A 25599-nucleotide genomic window follows, 5' to 3' on the forward strand; every position below is an offset into this window, starting at 1 on the left:
TGGTTGCTGCATTTTGGAACTCTAAAATTAGGGATCGTAGATGAAGTAGTTGGTCGAGTAATCCGGCCAACATAAGTGTTACCTATGTGACCGGTTTAAAGTGTTACCTATGAGGTCGGTAGTACAAGGAGATTCCCGTTTTCACGGGAATGACGGGTATTTGGGAGTGATGGGGAATTAGGAACAGTGTCATTCGTTTGGCCGAATAAATCCAATCCCTCTCCCTGTCGTCACTCCTTCATCTTGTCGTCAGTCCTCGTGCCCGTTGTCATTCCCTCGTGCCATCGTCATTCCCTCGAAGGAGGGAATCTGGTGCGAGGAGATTCCCGTTTTCACGGGAATGACGGGTATTTGGAGTGATGGGGAATTAGGAGCAGTGTCATTCGTTTGGCCGAATAAATCCAATCCCTCACTGTCGCGACCCTGTCGTCACCCTTCCGGCCCGTTGTCATTTCCTCATGCTATCGTCATTCCCTCATGCTATCGTCATTCCCTCATGCTATCGTCATTCCCTCGTGTCATCGTCATTCCCTCGAAGGAGGGAATCTGGTGTGAGGAGATTCCCGTTTTCACGGGAATGACGGGTATTTGGGAATGACAGATTTAGGTTCACGGAATATTCAACTCATTAAGCTGTGCGCTAGGGTTTATCAAAGAGTTATTTCAGAGTTTAGAAGAGCGACTCTTCTTCACCCGATTCACCTTGGGCTGAGTAGAGGTCTAACTCGTTACGGTTGGATTCTTCGATATACTCTTTGGGTTCTGTACCTTGTTCGAAGTATTCAAACATAGAAGAAGAGCCTGACTTTTTAGTGAGAAGCCCAGAATCTCTATCGATACGAATACGGACAATCCCCGGAGGGGTCACTTTTCTTTCTTGTGGCACATTTTCTAACGCCACTTTCATAAAGTCGATCCAAGCGAATTGAGCTGTTTTGGCACCTGCTTCTCCACCCGGAGCTTGCTCATCTTTGTTTAAATTAGCATTTTTGCTGGTGCGGCCTAGCTTCCGATTATGGTTATCAAATCCAACCCATGATACCGCGACAACACCTGGGCCAAAGCCGTTGTACCAAGCATCTTTGGAGTCGTTGGTTGTACCTGTTTTACCACCTATATCTCTTCGGTTCAATTTTTGAGCTCTGAAACCTGTGCCATTCCAACCCGTTCCTTTCGACCAGTCACCCCCACCCCAAACGTTACTGTAAAGCAATTCTCTGACCAAGAACGCATTCTGCTCTGTAATCACTTGTGGTGCATAGTGCTGTTGCTTTTCTTCATCTGTGACGTCAACTTCATTAAACTCCGAGCTTGAATCACTGGCAGAAGCTACATCAACGGTTTGATTGTCGCAGTCATGTTTACATACCACTGGCGGTTCTACTTGGTATTCTAAATCACCAAAAGGGCCTTCTATTTTCGAGATATAATAAGGTTCAACATAGTAGCCTCCATTAGCGAAAACGGAATATCCTTGTGCCAATTTGACCGGCGTTAGGCTACCAGCCCCAAGAGCAATGGTCTCCGATTTCGGGATCTTATCTAGCTCAAAGCCAAAGCGGGTTAAAAAGTGACGAGTATCCTCTAAGCCTACCGCTCGAAGCACTCTGACTGCCATGACATTTTTAGATTGTGCCAAGCCAATGCGCATACGCGCTGGTCCTACGTATGTTGGTGGTGAATTTTTTGGTCGCCATGCTGTGCCTCCACTCTCATCCCATTTATTGATCGGTGCATCGTTAATCAAGGTTGCCAATGACATGCCCTTATCAATTGCCGCAGAGTAGATGAAAGGTTTGATACCAGAACCAACCTGTCGCACAGATTGTGTTGCCCGGTTGAACTTGTTGTGGACGAAGTTGAAGCCACCAACGAGGGATAAAACCGCGCCATCGTTCGGATTGATGGCAACAAAAGCGGTGTTAGCGTTAGGAACCTGGCTGAGTTTCCAAGCGGTTTCTTGCGTTGTACTTTCTGCTTCATTCTTATCGCTGGACGATTCCTTTACTATGAGTGGCCTCACCCAGATCTGCTCACCAGCCGTTAAGATCTCTGCTGCCTTTTTAGGGGCCGGTCCTTGCCTGTCGTCGGTGATAAATCTTCTTGCCCATTTCATCGCGTCCCAAGAGAGATTCGAATATCCAAGGCTCTTGATATAAATTTGAGCTGCTTTTGAGTCTACCGACGTCACTATTGCAGGTCTTAATTCGCCGTAACTTGGTTGACTCTTTAGGTGCTGACCTAATTCGTCTTCAGTAAATGGTGTTGCACCTTGTGCCCATACTTCTTGCTCGGCACCTCGATAACCATGCCTTTCATCATAGTTAAGTAAATTTTTAATAGCCGCGGTTTGAGCGGTCTTTTGTAGCGTAGAGTCGATGGATGTAAACACTCGCATTCCGGATGTATACGCATCCTCACCATACTTATCTACCATCCATGCACGGGCAATCTCTGCAATATACGGAGCATTAACCTCTATTTCTGCTCCAAAGGAGCGTCCAGTCAGTTCTTCGTTTCGTGCTGCTTCAAACTCTTCTTGAGTGATGTATTTTTCATCGAGCATTCGAGACAGTACAACATTGCGTCGCGTCGTTGCGCGGTCAATCGAGTAGATAGGGTTCATCGTGGAAGGGGCTTTAGGTAAGCCAGCGATTAGTGCGACTTCACTTAGTGAGAGGTCTTTTGCTTCCTTTCCAAAATAGACTTGTGCGGCGGCACCGACACCATAAGAACGGTGACCCAAGTAAATTTTGTTTAAATAGAGCTCTAAAATCTCATCTTTCGTCAGCAACTGCTCAATATGAAATGCAATGAACATTTCTTTGATTTTACGGATCAATTTCTTTTCGTTAGATAAGAAAAAATTTCGAGCGAGCTGTTGCGTAATAGTACTCGCCCCCTGTTTTGCTGAGCCTGACATGATCACAACGACAGCTGCACGGGTGATACCGATAGGGTCTATGCCAAAATGTGAGTAAAAGCGACTATCTTCCGTTGCAATTATTGCTTCCAGAAGCTCATCGGGCATATCTTCTAAATGAAGAGGGATTCGGCGCTTTTCGCCAAACTGAGCGATGAGTTTATTGTCTTTGCTATACACCTGCATGGGTGTTTGTAACTCGACATCTTTCAATGTTGCCACATCTGGAAGTTGAGGCTTCAAGTAAAAATAAAAGCCAAAGATTGTCGTCACTCCAAGAATGATGCAAATCACTGAAAGTATGAGTAATCGCTTTATGAACTTCACCGAAAATTTCCTGATTGGTTGAGGTCGTCTAGTTACGAATCCGAGTACATTAAGGCGAGAGCTTAGCACAAGGCATTTAGCTATGACCTCAAAATTTATTTTTCTGACTCACTCAAGACCTTTAAATGGAGCAAGATCAACATGGGAGAATCATTGATAATAGGGTTTGATATTGGGCGTTTTCACCTAAAAGCTATTGTACTAAGCACAAGTAGCGAACGGTACATTCTAAAATCTTGTCAACAAATCATCACGTCTACTGCGCTATTTTCCAAAACTAATCTGTTTAATCATCAAGAGATTGTAAAAAAACTCCAAGTTTTAAAACAGAAGTTACCTAGATTTCGTTCAAATGTCGCCGTTTTTATACCCGATAACGAGGTATTTCATAGCGTTATCAATATTGATTCGAAATTAATTGCGGCTGAAATTCAGTTCGCGGTTGAACAAGCGTTATCTATAGAATTCACAATACCTATACAAGATCTTAACATTGATTTTGTAAAAATTAATGGTAAAAACGGAATAAATTCATCGACGATAGAAATGGCGGTTTATGCGACCTCTCGTGAAGGCGTAGAAATTCGAATAAATGCACTACATCAAACTGGCTTCAAACCTGTGTTCATAAGCAGTGAAGGTCAAAGTTTATCAGCATTACTGTACTTAATAGAAAAAAAAGCTACTGCTGAACGATTAAGTGAAGCAGAAGCAAACACACTAAATGAATCTAAAAAGATTCGACATGGTTTGCTCCATATCGAGGAGAACAGCACAATTATGTGTTGTTTGAATCAAGACGACGTTGCTCATACTAAATCATTGCCATTAGGGCTATCTACGTTGAAAGCGTTAGGTGATGAGCAATTCTTTGAACAATTGATTCAAGGCTTATCTTGTGAACTGGAATCGATGTTTATTTCTGGGCAAGTATTTGATGAGTTCAAGTTCTGGTTGAATGCTGAAGCCAGTGGCTCCTCTTATTCTTGTTTTCAAATCGGTCAACGCATCAACAATGAGAGAAAACGCAATAATCCCAACCCGCTAAATCAGTTTGAATCACTAATCATTGAAATAGAGATGTTAAAGGTGGCAGATCTGATTGATTTAGAAAAAGATTTTACAGAGCTTAATGGTTATGCAAAGGCAATTGGAATCGCGGTTGGCTACGATCTCTGGAATAAGGGCCATTGTGATGCATAGAATTAATTTTTTCCCGTGGCGCGAAGAAGAGAAGAAACAGAGTAAAAGACGTTTCTTGCGGTTGGTGGTTATGGTTGCCGCTGCCACGGTCTTTTCACAGTTTTTCATTAATCGTTACTTCCAATCTAAGGTAACAGAAATTCAAACGTCATTGGCTGAACTCAAAGCCCTTCAACAAGCGTTAAATCAACGTTTGATTCAGTTAGCTTCTTTAGAAGCACAACGACAAATAACAAGTGAAAATCTCAATCATATTTTAGAAATACAAGAGAGTAGGTATCTTACTGCTCTTGTTTTACGACAATTACCACCGCTTATTCCGGATGCACTTTTTTTAGAAGAATTAAATATTCAACACGACGATATAGTTTTGAAAGGAGTCACAAATGAAGTGAGCTTGGTAAACGTGTTTGCAGAGGCATTGAAAAGTAATCCGGCAGTCTTTGAGTTTGAAGTTGACTCCATTACGGCAAAGAAACAAAACCCTGATCAGCATGACTTTTCGATTTCATTTCGTTTTGACCAAAAAAGGATGGATATTCAATGAATAGTTGCAGAATGAGTTGGGCCGCGTACATCCTACAACTGAAACAGCTAAAGATAGAAAATATCATGCAGTGGCCTATCTTTTTCAAAGCAAGTTTGCTGGGGGTGCTATCTCTTATTTCTCAAGTAATAATGTGTTGGTATTTCATTGTTCCTCAAATAGATGAATTTGATGGTCTAACCAATTCATATATTGAAATGCAAACGATGATAGCGGCTAAAAAGAAACGTTTGACGCAATTGCCGTTTTTAAATCAAACCATTGATGATCAAGATAAACAACTCGCCCTATTTTTAGACAACATGGTAGATGAGAATAGCCTCTCAAGCGTACTCGCTTCGATAAGCCAACTTTCTAAGCGAGAGAATCTCGAGATCATTCAGATAAAATGGGGCAATAAAGAGCCTTTTCGTTTCTTATATCGAATACCTATTCACGTTGAATTAGGTGGACGATACGGTGATTTTGTTTCCCTTTCAAAGGCAATAGCACAGCTAAAAACGGTGGTAGTACTTGGACAGTTTAAATTAAAAAAAGAGCAGAACAGCAGAGCAATGCTGAAAGCGACGATGATAGCGTATACGTTCCAACATCAAGCAGTGGTAAGTGCTAATGAATGAGACAAAACGCTATCTGCTATTAAGTTTGTTGATATTAGCGGCTCAAGCCTACTACCTTGAGAGGTTGCATGGAAAAGAGATCAAGACCAATGCTATCAATGTTAAGAACGCAGACAAGACAATTCAGGTGGAAAAATTAAGAGATCCCTTCGCAACGGAAAGTACGGCCCCATTAGTTTCTCCTACTCTAGGCAAGCCGCTGCTTAAGCGTAACAAAAAAGTTGAGGCGGAAGATCTGGAAACCCTATTTATTAAATTACAATATGCGAATGCAGCGGACGTCATGCAGTTGATTGAGCGCAATGGTGGTAAGAACCTGCTCAGTGAGCAAGGCAGTATTAATTTTGATGAAAGAACGAATATTATAATCTTAAAAGAGAAACCATTACCAATCAAAGAGATTACAGAGATTATCCATCGAATTGATGTACCAGTAAGGCTGGTCCAGATTGAAGCGCGTATAGCCATTATTAATGAAGGTAACATCGAAGAACTCGGTGTCCGTTGGGGAGTGTCATCAAAAAATGACCATCTCGTTATCGGTGGCTCGATTGAAAGCATTGCGGGTATTGGCTCACCTGATGATGAATCTTCCGGATCGGATATTAGTGATTATCTTAATGTGAATCTCGGTAGTACATCGGTTAACTCATCGAGTATCGCATTTCAGATTGCGAAGTTAAGCTCCGCCACTTTGCTTGATCTAGAGCTTTCGGCACTTCAGTCAGAATCTAAGGCCGAGGTTATTTCAAGCCCTAGATTATTGACTATGAATAAAAAACCAGCCTATATAGAGCAAGGTACAGAGATTCCTTATCTAGAGTCGAGCGAGAGTGGCGCCGCAACGGTTAAGTTTAGAAAAGCGGTATTGAGTTTAAAGGTGACCCCCCAAGTGGTAGAAGAGAATCAGATCATCTTAGATTTACTCGTTACTCAAGATAGACCGGGTCAGATTGTAAAGACCGGAACGGGTGAAGCAGTTGCGGTTGATACACAAAGGATCGATACGCAGGTCATTGTGAACAATGGTGAAACCATTGTTTTAGGCGGAATCTTTCAAACCACTAGCATTCGTTCCGTTGATAAAGTGCCGTTGCTTGGTGATATACCGATAGTGGGAAGGCTATTTAAGCGCAATTATGACAATGAAATGAAAAGAGAATTACTTATATTTGTCACACCAAAAATAATAGAAAATTAGGTTCTAATTAATTGATTTAAATTGTTTTTGTTGATTTATTTGTGTGTATTTCTTACATGATTTTTGATGAAATTAAGAAAACAAAGTAAAATTAGGTTGCATTACGGTCAGCAGATCTAGATAATTTCGGGTCTTATCACGACAGTACTGTGAGGGATCGGTGTCACCAATGAAGTTCGCTGAAATTAATTAGCAACCTAACGAGTGGCAATGACATTGAATTAACGCTGTAAATTAATGTTGAACATGGCTGAAAAACGTAATATTTTTCTTGTTGGCCCAATGGGCGCCGGCAAAAGTACAATAGGTAGACACCTAGCATCGCAACTGCATATGGAGTTTTTGGACTCAGATACAGTTATCGAAGAACGCACAGGCGCAGACATTGCCTGGGTATTTGATGTTGAAGGTGAAGATGGTTTCCGCATACGCGAAGAAACGGTTATTAACGACCTAACTGAACAACAAGGTATTGTTCTAGCGACGGGGGGTGGTTCGGTTAAAAGTAAAGATAACCGCAATCGTCTATCTGCTCGAGGCATTGTTGTGTATCTTGAAACAACAATCGAAAAGCAATTAGCTCGTACAAACAGAGACAAAAAACGTCCACTATTGCAAACGGATGACCCAAAAGAAGTTTTGGAATCACTCGCTGGTGAGCGTAATACTTTGTATGAAGAAGTGGCGGACTATACGGTTCGTACTGATGATCAAAGTGCTAAAGTAGTAGCAAATCAAATCGTAAAAATGCTAGAAGAACGTTAAGTTCAATTACGGAGAGCAAACCATGGAAAAGATCACGGTTGATCTTGGTGAACGAAGCTACCCTATCTCTATCGGCGCCGAGTTATTTAATAACTCGGCGTACTTTTCTTTTCTATCCCCTAACAAAAAAGTTGTCGTTGTCAGTAATGTGACGGTTGCTCCGCTATACGCAGATAAAGTTGTTTCGCTTATAGAGAAGCAAGGCTGTGATGTTTCAGTGCTAGAGCTACCTGATGGCGAAAAATATAAAACGCTTGAAACATTTGAGACCGTTATGGGCTTTTTGTTGGAAGGTAATTTCTCACGAGATGTAACCCTCGTTGCGTTAGGTGGCGGAGTTATCGGTGATTTAGTTGGCTTTGTAGCAGCTTGTTACCAACGTGGTGTTGATTTTGTTCAGGTACCAACTACGTTATTATCACAGGTAGATTCATCTGTTGGTGGTAAAACCGCAGTTAATCACCCTCTTGGCAAAAACATGATTGGGGCGTTCTATCAGCCTAAATCCGTCATCATTGATACCAATTGTTTGGCGACACTTCCTGAGAGAGAGTTTGCGGCGGGTATGGCTGAAGTCATTAAATATGGCATCATCTATGATCAAGACTTCTTTGTTTGGCTAGAAGAAAATATGGGTAAGCTTTACGCGCAAGATAAGCAAGCGCTTACTTATGCTATTGCTCGTTGTTGTGCAATTAAAGCCGAAGTTGTCGAGCAAGATGAAAAAGAGTCGGGTATTCGAGCTCTGCTTAATCTTGGTCATACGTTCGGACACGCGATAGAAGCTGAATTAGGTTATGGCAATTGGTTACATGGAGAAGCTGTTTCTTCTGGAACTGTGATGGCGGCTAAGACAGCTCAGCTACAGAGTTTGATTACAGAACAGCAACTTGAAAGAATAATCGCTATACTTAAGCAAGCAAAGTTACCAGTGCACACACCAGAATCGATGTCTTTTGATGACTTTATGAAACATATGATGCGTGATAAAAAAGTACTATCTGGCCAATTGCGCCTTGTTCTTCCAACGGGTATTGGTTGTGCTGATGTCGTGTCTGATGTTCCAAGTGAGAAGATTGAGCAAGCGATAGATTTTTGTCGGCGTTGATTTATTATCTATTTCATTAACTTGAACTTAATAGGATAGCTTGAATGAGTTTGGCCCACGAGTTGCGTGTTTTAGATTTAGAGTCGCAAATAGAATTGCTGGATCGTTTACGACTACTCACGCGATTTGGTTCTAACTTAACCAATATTACCGGAGACAAAAACTCCGGCAAATCTTGGATAGCACAACGCTATTTAGAAGCCTGGGCTCAAGACAAAAATCAATCCCTTGTTATGTGTCATGCCAACCAGACGGATGCGCAAAAGCGAGCCATACTGTTAAATCAGATAGTCCCCAATCCACTTTTTAATGAGAATGACGCCATTGCCGATAGCTTCAGTCGAATGATTGAAGATAACCCGTGCGATGTTGTTATTGTTGTTGATGATGCGCAGTTATTAAGTGAAGCGCTATTAGCGGAGTTATGGACGCTAGTATTACAAGCGCAAGTTAACCCGCAATGGAATATTAATGTAGTGTTGTTTACTACAGGTAATGGTTTGGATAGTGTTTTATCTCGTTTGAGCTATGGCCAAGAAACAAAACCCCTCACATTAGAAGTAGAGCCGCTGTCGGCCAAAGAAATAGAAATGTTTATGGAACTCTTGGTATTAAAATATGTACCGGGGGAAGATGAGAAACGAAAGGTTCGGAATAAAGTTAAAAAAACGCCACCGCTACCAGGTGCTTTGATGGCATTAGGAGAGAGTAAAGTGGAAAAACGAATAATCATTCGCTCAATTATTGGCTCACCAATGAAAATAGCGGCATTGGCGCTCATTTTATTTTTGCTTATCCTTGCTGGCTACTTTTGGTTCTATAGCCAATCTGGGCCAACAACAAAAGATTCGACTAACATTGATGGTCAGCCAGTGGAGCAAACGGTCATACCGACAATCGAAACCCTTGAAGATGGCAATACATCGTTATCAGGTAATCAAGAAATGATTGACGAAACCGGTGCCGTTGATGATTCCAAATCTTTACCGCCTGCAATTACCAACAGTTCTGCGACCGTCGGTCAATCTGATGATGGTCAGAGAGTGGTGGTGCCTTCGGTGGTGGTTGATGCTCTGTTAGAAGGTGATACATCAAATTCGCAAGTTATCGATGATGCCGTGCTTCAAGCTCAGTTAGAGCAGGCGCCTCCTGTTGCCCAAACCGAATTTAAACGAGATAAGGGCGCGCCACCTCTAGTGACCTTTTCGTTTTCTAAACAAGAGTTAATGGCGGTGTCTGACAGAAATTATACGCTGCAAATTGCCGCGCTTCAGTCTTTGGATGAAACGCAAAGGTTTGTCACCAAATATGGTATAGAAAAAGACGTTAGAATTTACCCTACAAGTCGTGGTGAAACCCAATGGTTTATCGTTACTTATAAAGATTTCACCACTATTCAAGAAGCACGTAACGCAAGGGTTGAATTACCTCAGGCCGTGCAAGATTTAGAACCGTGGGCCAAATCTATGCTTCAAGTACACAGAGAAATTGAGCGTGCAAATTAACGCTAAGCTTAAAATGTGTTACAGTCCGCAACCTTGTGAATTAGTCGGTGGTTTGAAGCGGTAAATGAAGAAGCAACGTGCCTTTCTGAAATGGGCTGGTGGGAAATATGGGCTTATTGAAAATATACAAAGCCACCTGCCACCTGCAAAAAAATTGATCGAACCATTTGTTGGTGCGGGTTCCGTTTTTTTGAATACCGATTATGAAGAATATCTGCTTGCGGATATAAATCTGGATCTGATTAATATCTATAATTTGGTAAAAACAGAACCAGAAAAATATATCGAAGAATCCAGAAGGTTCTTTAAACCTTCGAGTAATAGAAAAGAGTTTTATCTCGATATTCGAGCGCAGTTCAATGCAACTGATGATGTCTGGTTCCGGTCTACCGCTTTCTTGTATATGAATAGATTTGGCTTTAATGGGCTATGTCGATACAACAAAAAAGGCGGATTTAATGTTCCGTTTGGTTCTTATAAAAAGCCTTACTTTCCTGAAAAAGAGCTGATTTTTTTTGCTGAAAAGGCGAAAAAAGCGACGTTTGTATGCGAAAGTTATACCGATACCTTTTCACGAGCACGAAAGGGCAGCGTTATTTATTGCGATCCGCCTTACGCACCACTATCAAATACGGCAAACTTCACTTCCTATTCAGGCAATGGATTTACGCTTGATGATCAAGCGACTTTAGCTGAAATTTCTGAACGTACAGCTAAAAAACGTGGTATTCCAGTGCTTATTTCTAATCACGATACCGCTCATACTCGCCGCCTGTACAAAGGTGCAGAGCTAGACACCATTCAAGTAAAGCGCACTATCAGCCGCAATGGTGCAGGTCGAAAGAAAGTGGATGAACTTTTTGCTCTGTTTACGCCACCAGAAGAAATATCAGACGATAGGATTAAAATGAGCCTTGTATAAGGGGTATTACTTATCCCAAGTTCAGGCCACTTAGCACTATGATCTCTTGGTTTCCTTAGGTAGAATTGCGACCACATTTCGCCCAATTCTATAAAGAGACCGAGTATGAAAGATTTTCTTATTGCCCCTTCAATTTTATCTGCAGATTTTGCCCGTTTAGGTGAAGATGTAGAAAAGGTACTCGCAGCAGGCGCTGATGTTGTGCATTTTGATGTAATGGACAATCATTTCGTACCAAACCTCACGTTCGGCGCGCCAATCTGTAAAGCACTTCGAGACTATGGCATTACTGCTCCAATTGATGTGCATTTAATGGTTAAGCCTGTTGACCGAATTATCCCCGATTTTGCAAAAGCTGGCGCAACCATGATTACCGTACATGCAGAAGCGACCGATCATCTAGATAGAAGCATTCAGCTAATCAAAGAATGTGGCTGTCAAGCTGGAGTGGTATTTAACCCTGCAACCCCTTTGCATTATCTAGACTACCTAATGGACAAGGTCGATATGATTCTACTGATGTCGGTAAACCCTGGTTTCGGTGGTCAATCATTTATCCCAAGCTCTTTAGACAAGCTAAATAATATTCGCCAGCGTATTAAAGCATCTGGTCGCGATATTCGATTGGAAATTGATGGTGGTGTTAAGGTCGATAATATCCGTGAGATAGCGGAAGCAGGTGCCGATATGTTTGTTGCTGGTTCTGCAATCTTTAATCAGCCGGATTATAAAGCGGTCATTGATGAGATGCGTGCAGAGTTAGCTAAAGTGAAAAGCTAGAGCTTCATTAACGCCACGAAAAACAACGTCATCCCCACGAAAGTGGGGATCTATAAACACCGAGATTCCCGTTTTCACGGGAATGACGAGTCGTTAATGTAATCGAAATTCGTCATCCTCACGAAAGTGGGGATCTAGTTCCACCAAGATTCCCGTTTTCACGGGAATGACGAGTCGTTAATGTAATCAAAATTCGTCATCCTCACGAAAGTAGGGATCTGGTTCCACCAAGATTCCCGTTTTCACGGGAATGACGAGTCGTTAATGTAATCGAAATTCGTCATCCTCACGAAAGTGGAGATCTAGTTCCACCAAGATTCTCGTTTTCACGGGAATGACGAGTCGTTAATGTAATCGAAATTCGTCATCCTCACGAAAGTGGGGATCTATAAACACCAAGATTCTCGTTTTCACGGGAATGACGAGTCGTTAATGTAATCGAAATTCGTCATCCTCACGAAAGTGGAGATCTAGTTCCACCAAGATTCCCGTTTTCACGGGAATGACGAGTCGTTAATGTAATCGAAATTCGTCATCCTCACGAAAGTGGGGATCTAGTTCCACCAAGATTCCCGTTTTCACGGGAATGACGAGTCGTTAATGTAATCGAAATTCGTCATCCTCACGAAAGTGGGGATCTAATTCCACCGAGATTCCTGTTCTTACGGGAATGGCAAAGAATTTTGGTAAAAATAAGATGTATGACTCTCGTTATGGAGAACAAAATGTCATTTGAGAAAGTAAAATTCATCGCCTTTGATTTAGATGGAACGTTATTAGATAGCGTGCCGGATTTAGCCTTTGCGGTAGATCAAACAGTACAAGCGTTAGGTCATGATCCTATCGAAGAGATTCAAGTGCGTGATTGGGTAGGAAACGGTGCTGACGTACTTATTGCTAGGGGTCTTAGTCGAAATATCCACGTAGATGAAAACTTAAGCTCAGATGAGATTAAGAAAGCGAGAGAGATGTTTGATCGTTTTTATGCGGAAAGTGGTCATAAACTGAGCCCTCTTTACCCTACTGTTTTTGATACTTTGTGTCAGTTGCAACAGCGTGGGTATATCATGTCATTGGTTACCAATAAGCCTTCCAAATTCGTGCCTGAAATTCTAGAGCAACATGGGCTTACACACTTCTTTTCCGATGTCATTGGTGGTGAAGACTTTCCCAAACGTAAACCCGATCCTATGGCATTGAACTGGCTACTCGAAAAACATGGTTTTTCGGCGGACGAGATGCTCATGGTAGGGGATTCAAAACATGATATTTTAGCGGCGAAGAATGCACGCTGTCTTTCGTTTGGTCTTACGTATGGTTACAACCATGGCGAACCCCTTTCTGATTCCAATCCTGATATTGTTGCAGACCAACTCTCGACATTATTAGAAATATTGCCAGAGGCAGTGTAAAACTCTGGAATTATGCGTCTCAATGAGTACACTGGATTACACCCAAGTTACGTTAAGGTATTTGGGTGCAATGTTATTGAAAATTAAGATAATACGCCTAAATATTAAAGCGTTTAGCTAGATATGACGGCAATTAACGAAAGTTTATAAGTAAGCAAAGGAAATCATAAAATGAGCAAACCTATCGTATTAAGTGGTGTTCAACCATCAGGTGAACTAAGTATTGGTAACTACTTAGGTGCTCTACGTCAGTGGCAGCGAATGCAAGATGATTATGATTGCCAATATTGTGTTGTGGATCTGCATGCGATTACCGTTCGTCAAGATGCGAAAAAGCTTTATCAAGCAACTTTAGATGCACTGTCGATTTGCCTTGCTGTTGGTGTAACACCAGAAAAAAGCACTTTGTTTGTTCAGTCGCATGTTCCTGAGCATGCACAACTCGGTTGGATCCTTAACTGCTATACCCAAATGGGTGAGCTAAACCGGATGACTCAGTTTAAAGATAAATCAAAGCGTTACGCGAATGATATCAACGTGGGTCTATATGACTACCCAGTATTAATGGCAGCGGATATTCTCGTTTATCAGGCCGAGCAAGTTCCTGTTGGTAGTGACCAGAAACAACACCTAGAACTCGCACGTGATATCGCGAATCGTTTTAATAATATCTACGGTGAAACCTTTGTCGTGCCTGAACCTTACATTCCTGAGGTCGGTTCACGCGTGATGAGTCTTCAAGATGCGACGAAGAAAATGTCGAAATCGGATGATAATCGTAAGAATGTTATTACGCTTCTTGAAGATCCAAAGTCTATCACCAAGAAGATAAAGAGCGCGGTTACTGACCCAGAAGATCCACCACGCGTGATTTACGATATTGAAAATAAACCGGGTATCGCTAACCTGATGGGGCTCATGTCTGGGGCAACAGGCAAAACCTTTGCTGAAATTGAAGCCGAATATCAGGGCAAGATGTATGGTCACTTAAAGGGGGATGTAGCCGAGGCAGTGGTTTCAATGCTTGAGCCTGTACAAGCGGAATACAAACGTATTCGAAATGACAGAGCCTATCTTGATTCGGTGATGAAAATGGGTGCGGATAAGGCGTCTGAGCGTGCTGCTATCACGTTGAAGAAAGTCTATGAAGCGGTGGGGTTCGTTACTCGCCCTTAGGTCTTGTTGGCCTTTCATCGAGCGAATTAGTCACTACATCAGTGGAAGCCACCTTAAACGGTGGTTTTTTTATATCTAAAAATCCATTTTTTACAACGTATTGAACTAATCAGGAAAAATAACATTCTCAATATTGATAATACGCTTAATTATTAGAGGCTAGATCGCCCTTTTTGCGTAGAAGTTATCGATTGCTTTCTCATATTTAATGAAATTGGTTCCAAATTTAATATTGTCAAAAAAGTAAAGCATTACATTCACATTACCTTGTTGAACTTTGCTCTAGTATTTGTGATGTAAATTCTAGGATTGATTTACATCACAAATACTAGTAATTCGATTGAGCTGTTCGAATTAAATACAACAATAAAGATATTAGCTAACCAACACAGTGTTTGATGTGTGGCGAGTTAGAAGGTGAATTATGGATAATAACTTTTTTAAAAAGAGTGTCTTAGCTACAGCGCTATGTGCTGTGTCATATTCCGCATCGGCCGAGATTTTCATTTCTCAGTATGTAGAGGGTGGAAGCTATAATAAAGCGATTGAGATTGCGAATACTGGATCAGAACCGGTGACGTTAGAAGGCTATATTCTCGCTAAATCTGCAAACGGAAATGGGACTTGGGGGAATGATTACATACTAGATGATGTAACCATCGGCGCCAATGATGTGGTGGTGTTTTCACACTCTCAAGCAAACGCTGAAATTCAGGCCGTAACCGATTTTACAGACAACGGAGTCATTAACCATAATGGAGATGACCCTATTGCAATACTCAATGCTTCTGACCGTAGCGTGCATGATGTCATCGGCGTGATGGGAGAAGTAGATTGGGGGAAAGATGTCACATTAGTAAGAAAGTCTTCTGCTCATAACCCTTCTGCTAACTATTCTGCAAGTGATTGGGACTCTTTAGAAAAAGATGATATTACCAATCTAGGCCTTTTAGAAGAACTGCCTATGCCTGTCGCATTCGACTGTAAGGTTGATGGACAGGAGCCATTATATACCCGTATTTCCGATATTCAGGGTGAGGGGGATGCATCACCTTTGTTGGCAGAGGACTCATACAGCAGCAGTGATAGTTACTTTGTTAAAGGTGTTGTTACAGCAGTTACCAGTTCCATTACTAAAGGCTTCTTCTTACAATCGTTGACCGCTGATTCCAACCCAAAAACCTCTGAAGGCTTATTTGTCTTTACCAATAGTTCGTCATCAGAAGTGGTTGCCGGTGATGTGGTTTGTGCTTACGGCAAAGTGAAAGAGTACTACTCAAATACGCAGCTTTCTATTGATAAGGATGATTGGGTTAAGCTTTCTGAACAAGCGGTACCTGAAGCCACAATAATGAAAGTGAGCAGCACTGATCAGGATTTTGAGCAAACACTTGAACGCTATGAAGGTATGTTGGTGAAAACCGATGCCAACCTTGATATGCGTGTGACGAGAACCTTTGGTTATGATTACGGTTCACGCCGAAATAACATGGTTCTTGCACAAGGTCGCCCTAATATGCAGCCTAACCAATTATATGTGGCAGGGTCTGAAGAAGCGGATAATCAATCTGAACAGAATGCAATCAAACGTTTATTTGTCGACTCAGATGAAAAAGCGCCAAATGGTGTGATCCCATATTATCCTGACTTTGCTAGAACCGATGCGGATTCAGATGGTTCTACAGAAGACTATATTCGAATCAATGACAGAGTAGATGGCTTAGAGGGTGTACTTGCTTACACATATGGTGATTTTCGTATGATCGTTACCAATACGGTAACGGCAGAAAACTTTGAACATCTGTCACCGAGAACCGATTCACCTGAGTTATATGAAGGTGATCTTCGAATAGCAACATTTAACGTACTTAACTACTTTAACTCGCCTTTTGGTGGAGATAGTAATCAATTTGGCAGTAACCGTGGTGCGACAACGCAAGAAGATTTTGAGTTGCAACAGGAGAAAATTGTTCAAGCTATTCTTCGATTAGATGCGGATATCATTGGTCTTATGGAAATTGAGAACAATGGTTTCGGTGAAAAATCAGCAATCAAGCAATTGCTCGATCAAGTTAATAGCCACATCTCTAAGAAAAAAAATCAGTATGCTTTTGTTTCATACGATGGCAATGCTGATGGTGTAATAGATGCGAATGACTCTGTGGGAACCGATGCCATTGCTGTTGGTGTTATTTATCGCCCTAAAGCGGTGAAGTTAGTTGAATCTAGAGTCATCCTAATGCCATCTCAGCAAGCTCCAGAAGTAAAAGATTCAGATGGTAAAGTCATTGAAGATGGTAAGAATTATCAACGTGATTCTTTAGCGCCAACGTTTAAAGTAAAAGGCATGAAAGGTAAGCATGGCAACAATAAGCTAACTGTTGCCATAAATCACTTTAAATCGAAAGGCTCCAAATGTTGGGAAGATGCCGCTCCTATTGAAGATGGTGGACAAGCAACCAAAGACCTAGATCGTCAAGGATCATGCGAAAATTTCCGTGTTTCTGCCGCTATTGCATTGGGTGATGCGCTTAGTCAAATCAAAGGGCATAAAGTCATTCTTGGTGATATGAACTCCTACGCGAAAGAAGATCCGATGCTTGTTCTAACGGAATTTGATTCGCAAAGTCTCGGTCGTGATATTCGTGCAGCAAGAAATACCTACATAGATGGTGTTGAGTTGCATGGCGATGAAGGTGAGGTGATCAATAAAAGTTATGGTTATATAAATGCTATTTCCCTTTTCCACCCAGAAGCATGGAGCTATTCGTACAATGATGAAGTGGGTTCTTTGGATCACATCTTAGTCAGTGATTCATTAGAAGCTAACGTTGTCGATGCTGTGGATTGGCATATTAATGGTGGGGAATCGACTTTATTTGAATACAGCAGTAAATTCACTGGCGATCTTCCTAAGTACGCAGACCATTATCGTTCATCAGATCATGATCCTGCCGTGCTTGAGCTAGATATGAAAGGGGGCAGTGTTGGTTTTGCTCTACTGATTGGTTTAGCGGGTTTTGGCTTTGTTCGTTCTCGTGAGCAAGCTTATAAGTAAACTCTCTTAGTTAGTTAATAAAGGCCAGCATGGCTGTAATGCTGTTCACTTAAGACATTAAACTCCGTCATCCTCACGAAAGTGGGGATCTAAACCCACACAGATTCCCGTTTTCACGGGAATGACGATGACTACTTTGTCTTAAATGATCGGCATTACCAGCACGGCTGGCCTTACTTTTCTTTTTGTTCGTTTTTTCTTGCCTTTCATTTTGCCTATAGCACAATACTGCCTTAGTAAAACTGCCTATATGACCATTATGTTACTCATTATCGATAACTACGATTCATTTACCTACAACTTGTATCAATATTTTTGCGAGCTTGGTGCTGATGTAAAAGTGATAAGAAATGACCAGATTGATCTGCAAGGTATTAATACGCTTAACCCTTCTCACCTTGTTATCTCACCGGGTCCGTGTACGCCAAATGAGGCCGGTATATCATTAGAGGTTATAAAATACTTCTCTGGCAAGTTACCTATATTAGGCGTCTGCTTAGGGCACCAAACCATCGCTCAAGCCTTTGGTGCTGATATTATTCGTGCAGGTAAAGTCATGCATGGGAAAACCTCTATTATTAGGCATAACAATAAAAGTGTATTTAAAGGCTTGAATGACCCTTTAACCGTGACTCGATATCATTCACTAATTGTCGATGCAGATTCACTTTCAGACTGCTTTGAACTGACCGCATGGACCGAAAAACAAGATGGTTCTGTGGATGAAATTATGGGGTTTCAGCACAAAACGTTACCTATCGATGCTGTCCAATTCCACCCAGAATCGATTAAAACAGAACAAGGTCACGAACTGTTGGCCAATTTCTTACGTCGCTAACTTAATCACTAGATTCATTACTGGTTATATTTAAGGTTATTAATCTCTCTGTAATCGTCAAAGATCTCTTTTCTTAACATTTTTTTTCTCTAAAATAAAAAAATTCAAATATGAAAATTTATGCGCAGTTAGAAATACTGCCATACATAAACTGTATGAAATTGCTGTAGAAAGTGAATTAGACAGTAATATTTTGGGGGATTTTATTTATAACAGTGACTAATTAATGAATAAATCGTCAATAATGGACCATTCTCGCTGAGCAGTAATTGGAAAATAAGTATCAATAGCTATTGAATTAGTTAATAAATTGTTAATACAATGCGAGAGTAGAATAAATCACCAGTTGGCTAATTCATTTGTGGAATTAAAAATGGCCAATAGCGCGAATATGGAGTGTTAATCAATGGATAAGAAAGTCGAACGTAATTTGTTCAATGACGTGATGGTACCTTGTTACAACCCGATGGAAATGATTCCTGTAAAAGGCGTTGGCTCTCGAGTATGGGATCAACAAGGGAATGAGTATATCGACTTCGCGGGCGGTATTGCGGTTAGCTGTTTAGGTCATTGTCACCCAGTAATGGTGAATGCGATAACAGAGCAAGCGAATAAGATCTGGCACTTAAGTAACGTTATGACCAATGAGCCTGCGTTACGTTTAGCAAGAAAGCTCACCGAAATCTCATTTGCGGACAAAGTATTTTTTGCTAACTCGGGTGCAGAAGCGAATGAAGCTGCTCTCAAGCTTGCTCGACGCGTTGCCGCGGACAAATACGGTGATGATAAATCAGAGATTATCGCCTTTAAACAAGGCTTCCATGGACGAACATTCTTCACCGTAACTGTCGGTGGTCAAGCCGCTTATTCCGATGGCTTTGGTCCGAAACCTGGCAATGTCACTCACCTAGATTATAACGATATTGAAGCGTTTAAAGCGCAAATATCGGATAAAACCTGCGCCGTTATGATGGAGCCTCTTCAAGGGGAAGGCGGTATTGTCTCTCCGAGTAAAGAATTTGCTCAAACCGTTCGTGAATTGTGTGATAAACACAATGCACTTCTCATTTTTGATGAAGTCCAAACGGGTAATGGCCGTACCGGTACCTTTTATGCCTATGAAGGTTTGGGTGTAACGCCAGATATCTTGAGCACAGCAAAATCGTTGGGTGGTGGTATCCCTATTGGTGCCATGTTAACAACGGATGAATTTGCACCTCACTTAAAAGTCGGTACGCACGGTTCAACATACGGTGGTAACCCATTAGCGTGTGCCGTTGCCGAAGCGGTGGTAAACCTTGTCAGCAAGCCAGACACACTTGCAGGAGTAAAAGAAAGAGAGGTTCTTTTCCGCGACGGGTTGGCTAAAATTAATGAGAAATACAATATTTTTGCTGAAATTCGAGGGCAAGGTCTTCTTATCGGTGCTGCATTGAATGATGAGTGGCAAGGCAGAGCACGCGATGTGCTTGTTGCCGCAGGCAAAGAAGGCTTGATGTTGTTAGTGGCTGGTGCAAGCGTTGTACGTTTCACGCCTTCACTTGTTATTGATAAAAAAGATATTGAAGAAGGTCTAGCGAAGCTGGATAAGGCTATCGCTTCAATCGTGTAAGAAAAATGGAACTTTGAGTACCTAGTCTCTGGTGACAATCTAGAGTCTAGGAACCATAACTGCGAGGAGTATTGCAGATGCTGGTTGTTAGGCCAATAAAAAATACGGACTATGAGGCGCTACATGTATGCGCTGTCGAGTCTGGTCATGGATTCACATCCCTTCCTGTAAATGAAGAATTGCTGACTAATCGAATCAATAATTCGGTAGAGAGCTTTAGTAAACCCAATGTGACGGAACCCGGTGATGAAGGGTATCTAATGGTTGGCTTTGATTCAGAAACAGGCGAAATAGGCGGTACAACTGGCATAGAGGCATCGATTGGGTGGGATGTTCCATTCTATACCTACCATATTAGTAAAATAGTCCACTCATCGCCTAAGCTTGGTGTGAATAATATTGTTAAGTTACTGACATTTGGCAACAACTACACGGGTTGTTCGGAAGTCTGCACACTATTTTTAAGACCAAGTTTTCGTGCTGGTCTCAATGGACGTTTGATGTCTAAGTGCCGATTTTTGATCATGGCAGAGCATCCAGAGCGCTTTTCTGAAACAGTATTCGCTGAAATGCGTGGTGTATCTGATGCTGATGGTAATTCGCCATTCTGGCAGTGGTTGCAAGAACACTTCTTCTCCATTGACTTCACCTTAGCTGATTACCTGACGGGTATTGGGAAAAAAGGGTTTATTGCAGACCTCATGCCTAAGCTACCAATTTATATCAACTTGCTAAGTAAAGAAGCACAAGCGGTTATTGGTAAAGTTCACGAGAATACAGTACCCGCACTTAAGCTCTTAAAAAGAGAAGGTTTTGTTTGTCGAGACTATGTCGATATCTTTGATGCAGGTCCGACCGTTGAATGCGACCTAATGAATATTGTGTCCGTGCGAGATTCATTTAAAGCCAAGGTAAAAGTGAGAGAACATACTAGTTCGCAAGATTATCTGATGATTAACACTTCTTTTGAGAATTTTCGTGGTACAGCGGCGAAAGGTGCTTTTGATAAAGAAACGAATACCGTACTTATATCGCCCGAAGTGGCGAAGGTATTAGAAGTTAAAGATGATGAATACGTTCGGATGCTCACCCAATAGTGACGCTTGATTGAGTAAAGTGAAACCGTAAAGATTAAGGAAAAAAGATGGAACAGTGTTCTTCAGTTCAATGGATTGCAAATCAATGGGTTGCTGGTCAAGGCGAAGCAATGAATTCGACCTCTCCTTATAACGGTAACGTTATTTGGCAAGGTGTTAGTGCGACGTCTGCACAGGTAGAGCAAGCAGTAAAAGCCGCGCGCACTGCATTTGTTGATTGGAAAAAATTAAGCTATTCAGAGCGAGAGGCTTATATTCTTGCTTTTGCTGAAGAAGTGAAGGCAAACAGCGAAGAGATTGCTCAAATTATTGCCAAAGAGACAGGGAAACCTATCTGGGAAACTCGTACTGAAGCGGGTGCGGTTGCGGGTAAAATCGCGATATCTATCCGTGCCTATCATGAGCGTACTGGAAACACACAGCGTGAAGTTGGTGATAACCAAATTGTACTTCGTCACAAACCACTTGGTGTTATGGCTATATTTGGCCCGTATAATTTCCCTGCTCATCTGCCTAACGGACATATGGTACCTGCTCTTTTGGCAGGGAATACGATGGTTTATAAACCGTCTGAACAGACGCCTGCGACAGCCGAACTCATCGTTAAATTATGGGAGAAAGCAGGGTTACCAACAGGGGTTATTAACCTTGTGCAGGGGGCGAAGGAGACTGGTGTAGCACTTGCCGAATCGAAAGGCATCGACGGTTTACTCTTTACCGGAAGTGCAAATACTGGCCATATCCTTCATCGACAGTTTGCTGGTCAACCTGACAAAATGCTTGCTCTAGAGATGGGCGGGAATAATCCGATGGTGATCTCAGAGCAGTATGGTGATCTTGATTCTACGGTCTATACCATTGTGCAATCCGCATTTATCAGTGCAGGTCAACGCTGTACTTGTGCTCGTCGCTTATATGTACCGGTAGGCGAAAAAGGCGATGTATTAATCAAAAAATTGACAGAAGCGACGAATAATATTTTGGTTGATGAGCCATTTGCTGAGCCTCAACCTTTTATGGGGCCGCAGATCTCTGTCCAAGCCGCAGCATTTATAATAAATGCTCAATCCAACCTCTTAAAGCTAGGTGCAGAATCGATCGTTGAAGCAAAGCATACTAGGGCAGCCTTTGTAACGCCGGGCCTAATTGATGTGACCAATATTGAATCTTTGCCAGATGAAGAATATTTTGGACCGCTTCTACAAGTTGTGCGTTATGAAGGGCTAGAGAAAGCCGTTGAGCTTGCCAATGATACTCGTTTTGGCTTGTCGGCAGGGTTAGTGTCTACTGACGACGGTGAGTGGGCGTATTTTGTTGACCATATACGAGCTGGTATCGTAAACCGCAATCGTCAATTAACTGGAGCAAGCGGTGATGCACCGTTTGGTGGACCTGGAGCCTCGGGTAACCTACGACCAAGTGCCTATTATGCCGCTGACTATTGTGCGTATCCAATGGCTTCGATGGAAGGAAGTGAAACAGTACTGCCCACAACGTTGAGCCCGGGTGTCAAACTATAATAGTAATTTAGAGCGCTCAATATTCATTTTTGATTTAAACCAAGGAGGTATTATGTCACCTAGCATTCTGTTTCAGTCCTTATGGAACGATTATATTGAACGACTTTGCCCTTCTGCAGACAAAGTTCACGACCTGCTTGAAGAGGGAGAGGATCTTATCAATGACCATATTGCTTTACGTACTTTCTCATTGGCTCCACTTGGATTAGAAGTGTTAGCAAAACCATTTCTGGATCTTGGTTATAAAGCGTGCGGTGATTATGTTTTTGAAAGCAAAAACCTGACAGCAAAGCATTACGAGCATCCTGATAAGACTCAACCTAAAGTGTTTATTAGTCAATTAGAGGTGGGATTATGCTCACCGCAGCTGCAATCAATTGTAGAAAAATTAGTTCTTCAGGTCGATTCTGAAAAGCTAACCAGTAGCGATTTTCTTCATCATGGCCGTTTGTGGAATATTAGCCATGAGGATTATTTACTGTTATCCAAAGAAAGTGAATACGCCGCTTGGTTAGCTGCCCATGGTTATGGCGCGAATCATTTTACAGTGAGCGTGAATCAGCTTAATGCCTTCTCTAGTGTGAAAACCGTTAATGATCATTTAAGAGTTGCGGGCTTTGCTATTAATGAGTCGGGTGGGGAAGTAAAAGGTTCAGCGGAAGTGCTGTTAGAACAGTCTTCTACAATGGCTGACAAAGTCCCCGTATCATTTTCTGATGGAAAGCAGATCATTCCCGGTGGGTTCTATGAATTTGCTTTAAGGTATCCTATGAACAACGGCGAACTGTATCAAGGCTTCGTTGCGGCTTCTGCCGATAAGATATTTGAGAGTACGGATACGTAAGATGGGGGGTTATTCCAACCCCAAATCTAATGGTGTTTTGCTTGGTCTGCCACCAATCTCTCTGGTTAGTTTCGGTACGATATACCCAGAAACACGAGTAATGACCTCTGCCATAATCTGTTTTGCTTCTTGGTCACTGACATAGAAGTGAGCAGCCCCTTGAACCTTGTCCAATACATGTAAATAGTATGGTTGGACACCCACATCAAATAACGTTTCATTGAGATTAACTTGAGCGTTGACACTGTCATTAACCCCTTTTAGCAAGACGGATTGATTGAGCAGATGTACACCAGAAGATCTGAGCTTACCTAAGGAATTAGCGAGTGGTTCATCGATCTCATTGGCATGATTAATATGAGAAACAAAGACAACCTGTAATCTTGTATTGCGGAAAATTTGGCAGAGCTTTTCGGTGATTCGGGAAGGGATGACAACAGGCAAACGGGAGTGAATTCTCAAACGCTTGATATGCTTAAACTCCCCTAGTGCATCAATGAGCCACTCTAATTCATGGTCTTTTGCCATCAATGGGTCACCACCAGATAATATCACTTCGTTAAGTTCTGTGTGCTCGGCTATATAGTTAAGGCTTTGCTGCCAGACAACTTTGTTTCCTTTATTGTCGCTGTAAGGAAAATGTCGTCTAAAACAGTATCGACAGTTAATCGCGCAGCCACCTTTCAGTATCAGTAAGGCTCGGTTACGGTACTTGTGTAAAATGCCTGGATTTTCATTTCCCTGCTCTTCCAACGGATCAGAAGAGTAACCATCATGAATCTCTAATTCCTCACTAACGGGTAGAACTTGGCGAAGAAGTGGGTCATGGATATTTCCTTTCTCCATTTTGTCGACAAAGCTTTGAGGAACTCTTTGTGAGAACTGCTTTCTTGCGGTGAAGTTTATCTGGCCATTTTTATCTTTAGGCCACTGAGATTGAGGAATTCCAAGCTTTTTAAGTAATATTTCAGGATCGGAGATCGCATTCGTTAATTCAATCAGCCAGTTTTGCTCAACAGCGACGGTTTTTAGGGGTATGATATGCGACATTAAAGTTTAACTCGAAGAAAATTTAAGAGGACAAAATGGCTACAGTTAGCACTAATGAATTCAAAGGCGGTCTTAAGCTAATGCTTGATAACGAGCCTAGTGTAATCCTTGAAAACGAATACGTAAAACCGGGTAAAGGACAAGCATTTAACCGTGTGAAAATTCGTAAACTTCTTTCTGGTAAGGTGCTAGAGAAAACATTTAAGTCTGGCGAAAGTTTTGAACAAGCAGACGTGATGGATATTGATCTAGACTACTTGTACTCAGATGGTGAATTCTATCACTTTATGGACGCAGAAACATTCGAACAAACTGCGGCAGATGTAAAAGCAGTTGGTGATAGCGCTAAGTGGTTGGTTGAGAACAACACTTGTATGGTTACTTTATGGAATGGCAATCCTATCACGATAACGCCACCTAACTTCGTTGAACTAGAAGTCACTGAAACCGATCCCGGTCTTAAAGGTGATACTGCTGGTACGGGTGGTAAACCTGCAACACTCATTACAGGTGCCGTCGTTCGTGTTCCTTTATTTATCCAAATTGGTGAAATAATTAAAGTTGATACTCGTTCTGGTGAATATGTAGGACGCGTTAAGTAAGCGGTATTTTAGAAAGAAAAAAGGGATTGATGGTAAAACATCAATCCCTTTTTTATCGTCATAAGATTTAAATCATAAAGATAAAAATCACACTCAATGCTGAAATCAAACCTGCGATAAAGTAGCAAACAATCTTACCAACCACACCAGTGTGCAGTTTCAGGTCATGCATACCGTGGTGAACACGGTGCATGGCATGCCACATTGGAAGGGCGAGCGTTCCGATGATAAAGAGAGCGCCAATAAAGCTGGTTGCAAAATCGGCAACGCGCTCATAGCTCATCGCCTCTGCATCAATAATACCGAGGGGCGCAAGGATACCTATCACCAATACGGTAATGGGGGTGATCATGGCAAACCAAGTACCACCGGCACCAAATAGACCCCACCATACGGGCTCGTCTGAACGTTTTGGATGTTTATTAACCACAATGAGCTCCTTATACGATGATGAGTACGATTAATGAGATAGCCGCAACGGCTGCCCAC

Annotated in this window: 20 protein-coding genes and 1 pseudogene; 18 read left to right on the forward strand and 3 right to left on the reverse strand. The window is 41.9% G+C overall.

Annotation, left to right across the window (positions count from 1 at the left end; translation table 11 throughout):
• Nucleotides 1–670: 670 nt before the first annotated feature.
• Nucleotides 671–3250 (reverse strand): penicillin-binding protein 1A, encoded by a 2580-nt coding sequence (locus tag AACW90_RS22265; RefSeq protein WP_390239125.1) that lies wholly within the window; start codon nt 3248–3250, stop codon nt 671–673.
• Nucleotides 3251–3391: 141 nt separating this feature from the next.
• On the opposite strand from AACW90_RS22265, the gene pilM reads away from it, so the two are divergent.
• The 17 genes and pseudogenes from pilM to AACW90_RS22350 all read left to right on the forward strand — a co-directional run bounded on the left by pilM (nt 3392) and on the right by AACW90_RS22350 (nt 23458).
• Nucleotides 3392–4453: a pilus assembly protein PilM gene (gene pilM, locus AACW90_RS22270; protein WP_390239128.1), complete on the forward strand. Its 1062-nt coding sequence runs from the start codon at nt 3392–3394 to the stop codon at nt 4451–4453.
• On the forward strand, nt 4446–5000 hold the full coding sequence (locus tag AACW90_RS22275; protein WP_390239131.1) for a PilN domain-containing protein: 555 nt from the start codon (nt 4446–4448) through the stop codon (nt 4998–5000). Before pilM ends, AACW90_RS22275 begins: the two co-directional genes overlap by 8 nt.
• The gene (locus AACW90_RS22280; RefSeq protein WP_390239134.1) at nt 4997–5620 is read left to right on the forward strand and encodes a type IV pilus inner membrane component PilO; all 624 of its coding nucleotides are present in this window, start codon (nt 4997–4999) and stop codon (nt 5618–5620) included. The genes AACW90_RS22275 and AACW90_RS22280 overlap by 4 nt, the downstream gene beginning before the upstream one ends.
• 199 nt (nt 5621–5819) lie before the next feature.
• Nucleotides 5820–6821, forward strand: a pseudogene (pilQ, locus tag AACW90_RS22285) (type IV pilus secretin PilQ); the annotation flags it as partial.
• Nucleotides 6822–7067: 246 nt separating this feature from the next.
• Nucleotides 7068–7586 (forward strand): shikimate kinase AroK, encoded by a 519-nt coding sequence (gene aroK / locus AACW90_RS22290; protein WP_195704953.1) that lies wholly within the window; start codon nt 7068–7070, stop codon nt 7584–7586.
• Between the two features lie 22 nt (nt 7587–7608).
• Nucleotides 7609–8694 carry a 3-dehydroquinate synthase gene (gene aroB / locus AACW90_RS22295; protein WP_390239138.1) on the forward strand — a complete coding sequence of 362 codons (1086 nt, stop codon included), beginning with the start codon at nt 7609–7611 and terminating at the stop codon, nt 8692–8694.
• Nucleotides 8695–8738: 44 nt separating this feature from the next.
• Nucleotides 8739–10199, forward strand: coding sequence for an AAA family ATPase (locus AACW90_RS22300; protein ID WP_390239141.1), 1461 nt, complete (start codon nt 8739–8741; stop codon nt 10197–10199).
• Between the two features lie 64 nt (nt 10200–10263).
• Nucleotides 10264–11121 carry a Dam family site-specific DNA-(adenine-N6)-methyltransferase gene (locus AACW90_RS22305; protein WP_390239144.1) on the forward strand — a complete coding sequence of 286 codons (858 nt, stop codon included), beginning with the start codon at nt 10264–10266 and terminating at the stop codon, nt 11119–11121.
• A 105-nt stretch (nt 11122–11226) separates the two neighbouring features.
• On the forward strand, nt 11227–11901 hold the full coding sequence (rpe, locus tag AACW90_RS22310; RefSeq protein ID WP_390239147.1) for a ribulose-phosphate 3-epimerase: 675 nt from the start codon (nt 11227–11229) through the stop codon (nt 11899–11901).
• 725 nt (nt 11902–12626) lie between these two features.
• Nucleotides 12627–13313 carry a phosphoglycolate phosphatase gene (locus tag AACW90_RS22315; protein ID WP_390239150.1) on the forward strand — a complete coding sequence of 229 codons (687 nt, stop codon included), beginning with the start codon at nt 12627–12629 and terminating at the stop codon, nt 13311–13313.
• A 171-nt stretch (nt 13314–13484) separates the two neighbouring features.
• Complete coding sequence (trpS, locus tag AACW90_RS22320; RefSeq protein ID WP_347996941.1) at nt 13485–14489, forward strand: tryptophan--tRNA ligase; 1005 nt, start codon at nt 13485–13487, stop codon at nt 14487–14489.
• A 424-nt stretch (nt 14490–14913) separates the two neighbouring features.
• Nucleotides 14914–17547: an ExeM/NucH family extracellular endonuclease gene (locus AACW90_RS22325; RefSeq protein ID WP_390239154.1), complete on the forward strand. Its 2634-nt coding sequence runs from the start codon at nt 14914–14916 to the stop codon at nt 17545–17547.
• Nucleotides 17548–17806: 259 nt separating this feature from the next.
• Nucleotides 17807–18385 (forward strand): aminodeoxychorismate/anthranilate synthase component II, encoded by a 579-nt coding sequence (locus tag AACW90_RS22330; RefSeq protein WP_390239172.1) that lies wholly within the window; start codon nt 17807–17809, stop codon nt 18383–18385.
• Nucleotides 18386–18791: 406 nt separating this feature from the next.
• Nucleotides 18792–19997: an aspartate aminotransferase family protein gene (locus AACW90_RS22335; RefSeq protein WP_390239157.1), complete on the forward strand. Its 1206-nt coding sequence runs from the start codon at nt 18792–18794 to the stop codon at nt 19995–19997.
• 77 nt (nt 19998–20074) lie between these two features.
• Nucleotides 20075–21094 carry an arginine N-succinyltransferase gene (gene astA / locus AACW90_RS22340; RefSeq protein WP_195704962.1) on the forward strand — a complete coding sequence of 340 codons (1020 nt, stop codon included), beginning with the start codon at nt 20075–20077 and terminating at the stop codon, nt 21092–21094.
• Nucleotides 21095–21141: 47 nt separating this feature from the next.
• Nucleotides 21142–22614, forward strand: coding sequence for a succinylglutamate-semialdehyde dehydrogenase (astD, locus tag AACW90_RS22345; protein ID WP_390239161.1), 1473 nt, complete (start codon nt 21142–21144; stop codon nt 22612–22614).
• 52 nt (nt 22615–22666) lie between these two features.
• Nucleotides 22667–23458 carry a DUF1338 domain-containing protein gene (locus tag AACW90_RS22350; RefSeq protein WP_390239164.1) on the forward strand — a complete coding sequence of 264 codons (792 nt, stop codon included), beginning with the start codon at nt 22667–22669 and terminating at the stop codon, nt 23456–23458.
• Nucleotides 23459–23467: 9 nt separating this feature from the next.
• Here the strand turns inward: AACW90_RS22350 and epmB are convergent, their stop codons facing one another.
• Nucleotides 23468–24508 carry an EF-P beta-lysylation protein EpmB gene (epmB, locus tag AACW90_RS22355; RefSeq protein ID WP_390239167.1) on the reverse strand — a complete coding sequence of 347 codons (1041 nt, stop codon included), beginning with the start codon at nt 24506–24508 and terminating at the stop codon, nt 23468–23470.
• Nucleotides 24509–24543: 35 nt separating this feature from the next.
• Here epmB and efp point away from each other — a divergent pair, with 35 nt between their 5' ends.
• Nucleotides 24544–25110 carry an elongation factor P gene (gene efp, locus AACW90_RS22360; RefSeq protein ID WP_195704966.1) on the forward strand — a complete coding sequence of 189 codons (567 nt, stop codon included), beginning with the start codon at nt 24544–24546 and terminating at the stop codon, nt 25108–25110.
• A 67-nt stretch (nt 25111–25177) separates the two neighbouring features.
• Here the strand turns inward: efp and frdD are convergent, their stop codons facing one another.
• On the reverse strand, nt 25178–25540 hold the full coding sequence (gene frdD / locus AACW90_RS22365) for a fumarate reductase subunit FrdD (RefSeq protein ID WP_331275669.1): 363 nt from the start codon (nt 25538–25540) through the stop codon (nt 25178–25180).
• Between the last annotated feature and the right edge of the window lie 59 nt (nt 25541–25599).

It is taken from the genome of Vibrio frigidus (assembly GCF_042465995.1).
Lineage (GTDB): Bacteria > Pseudomonadota > Gammaproteobacteria > Enterobacterales > Vibrionaceae > Vibrio.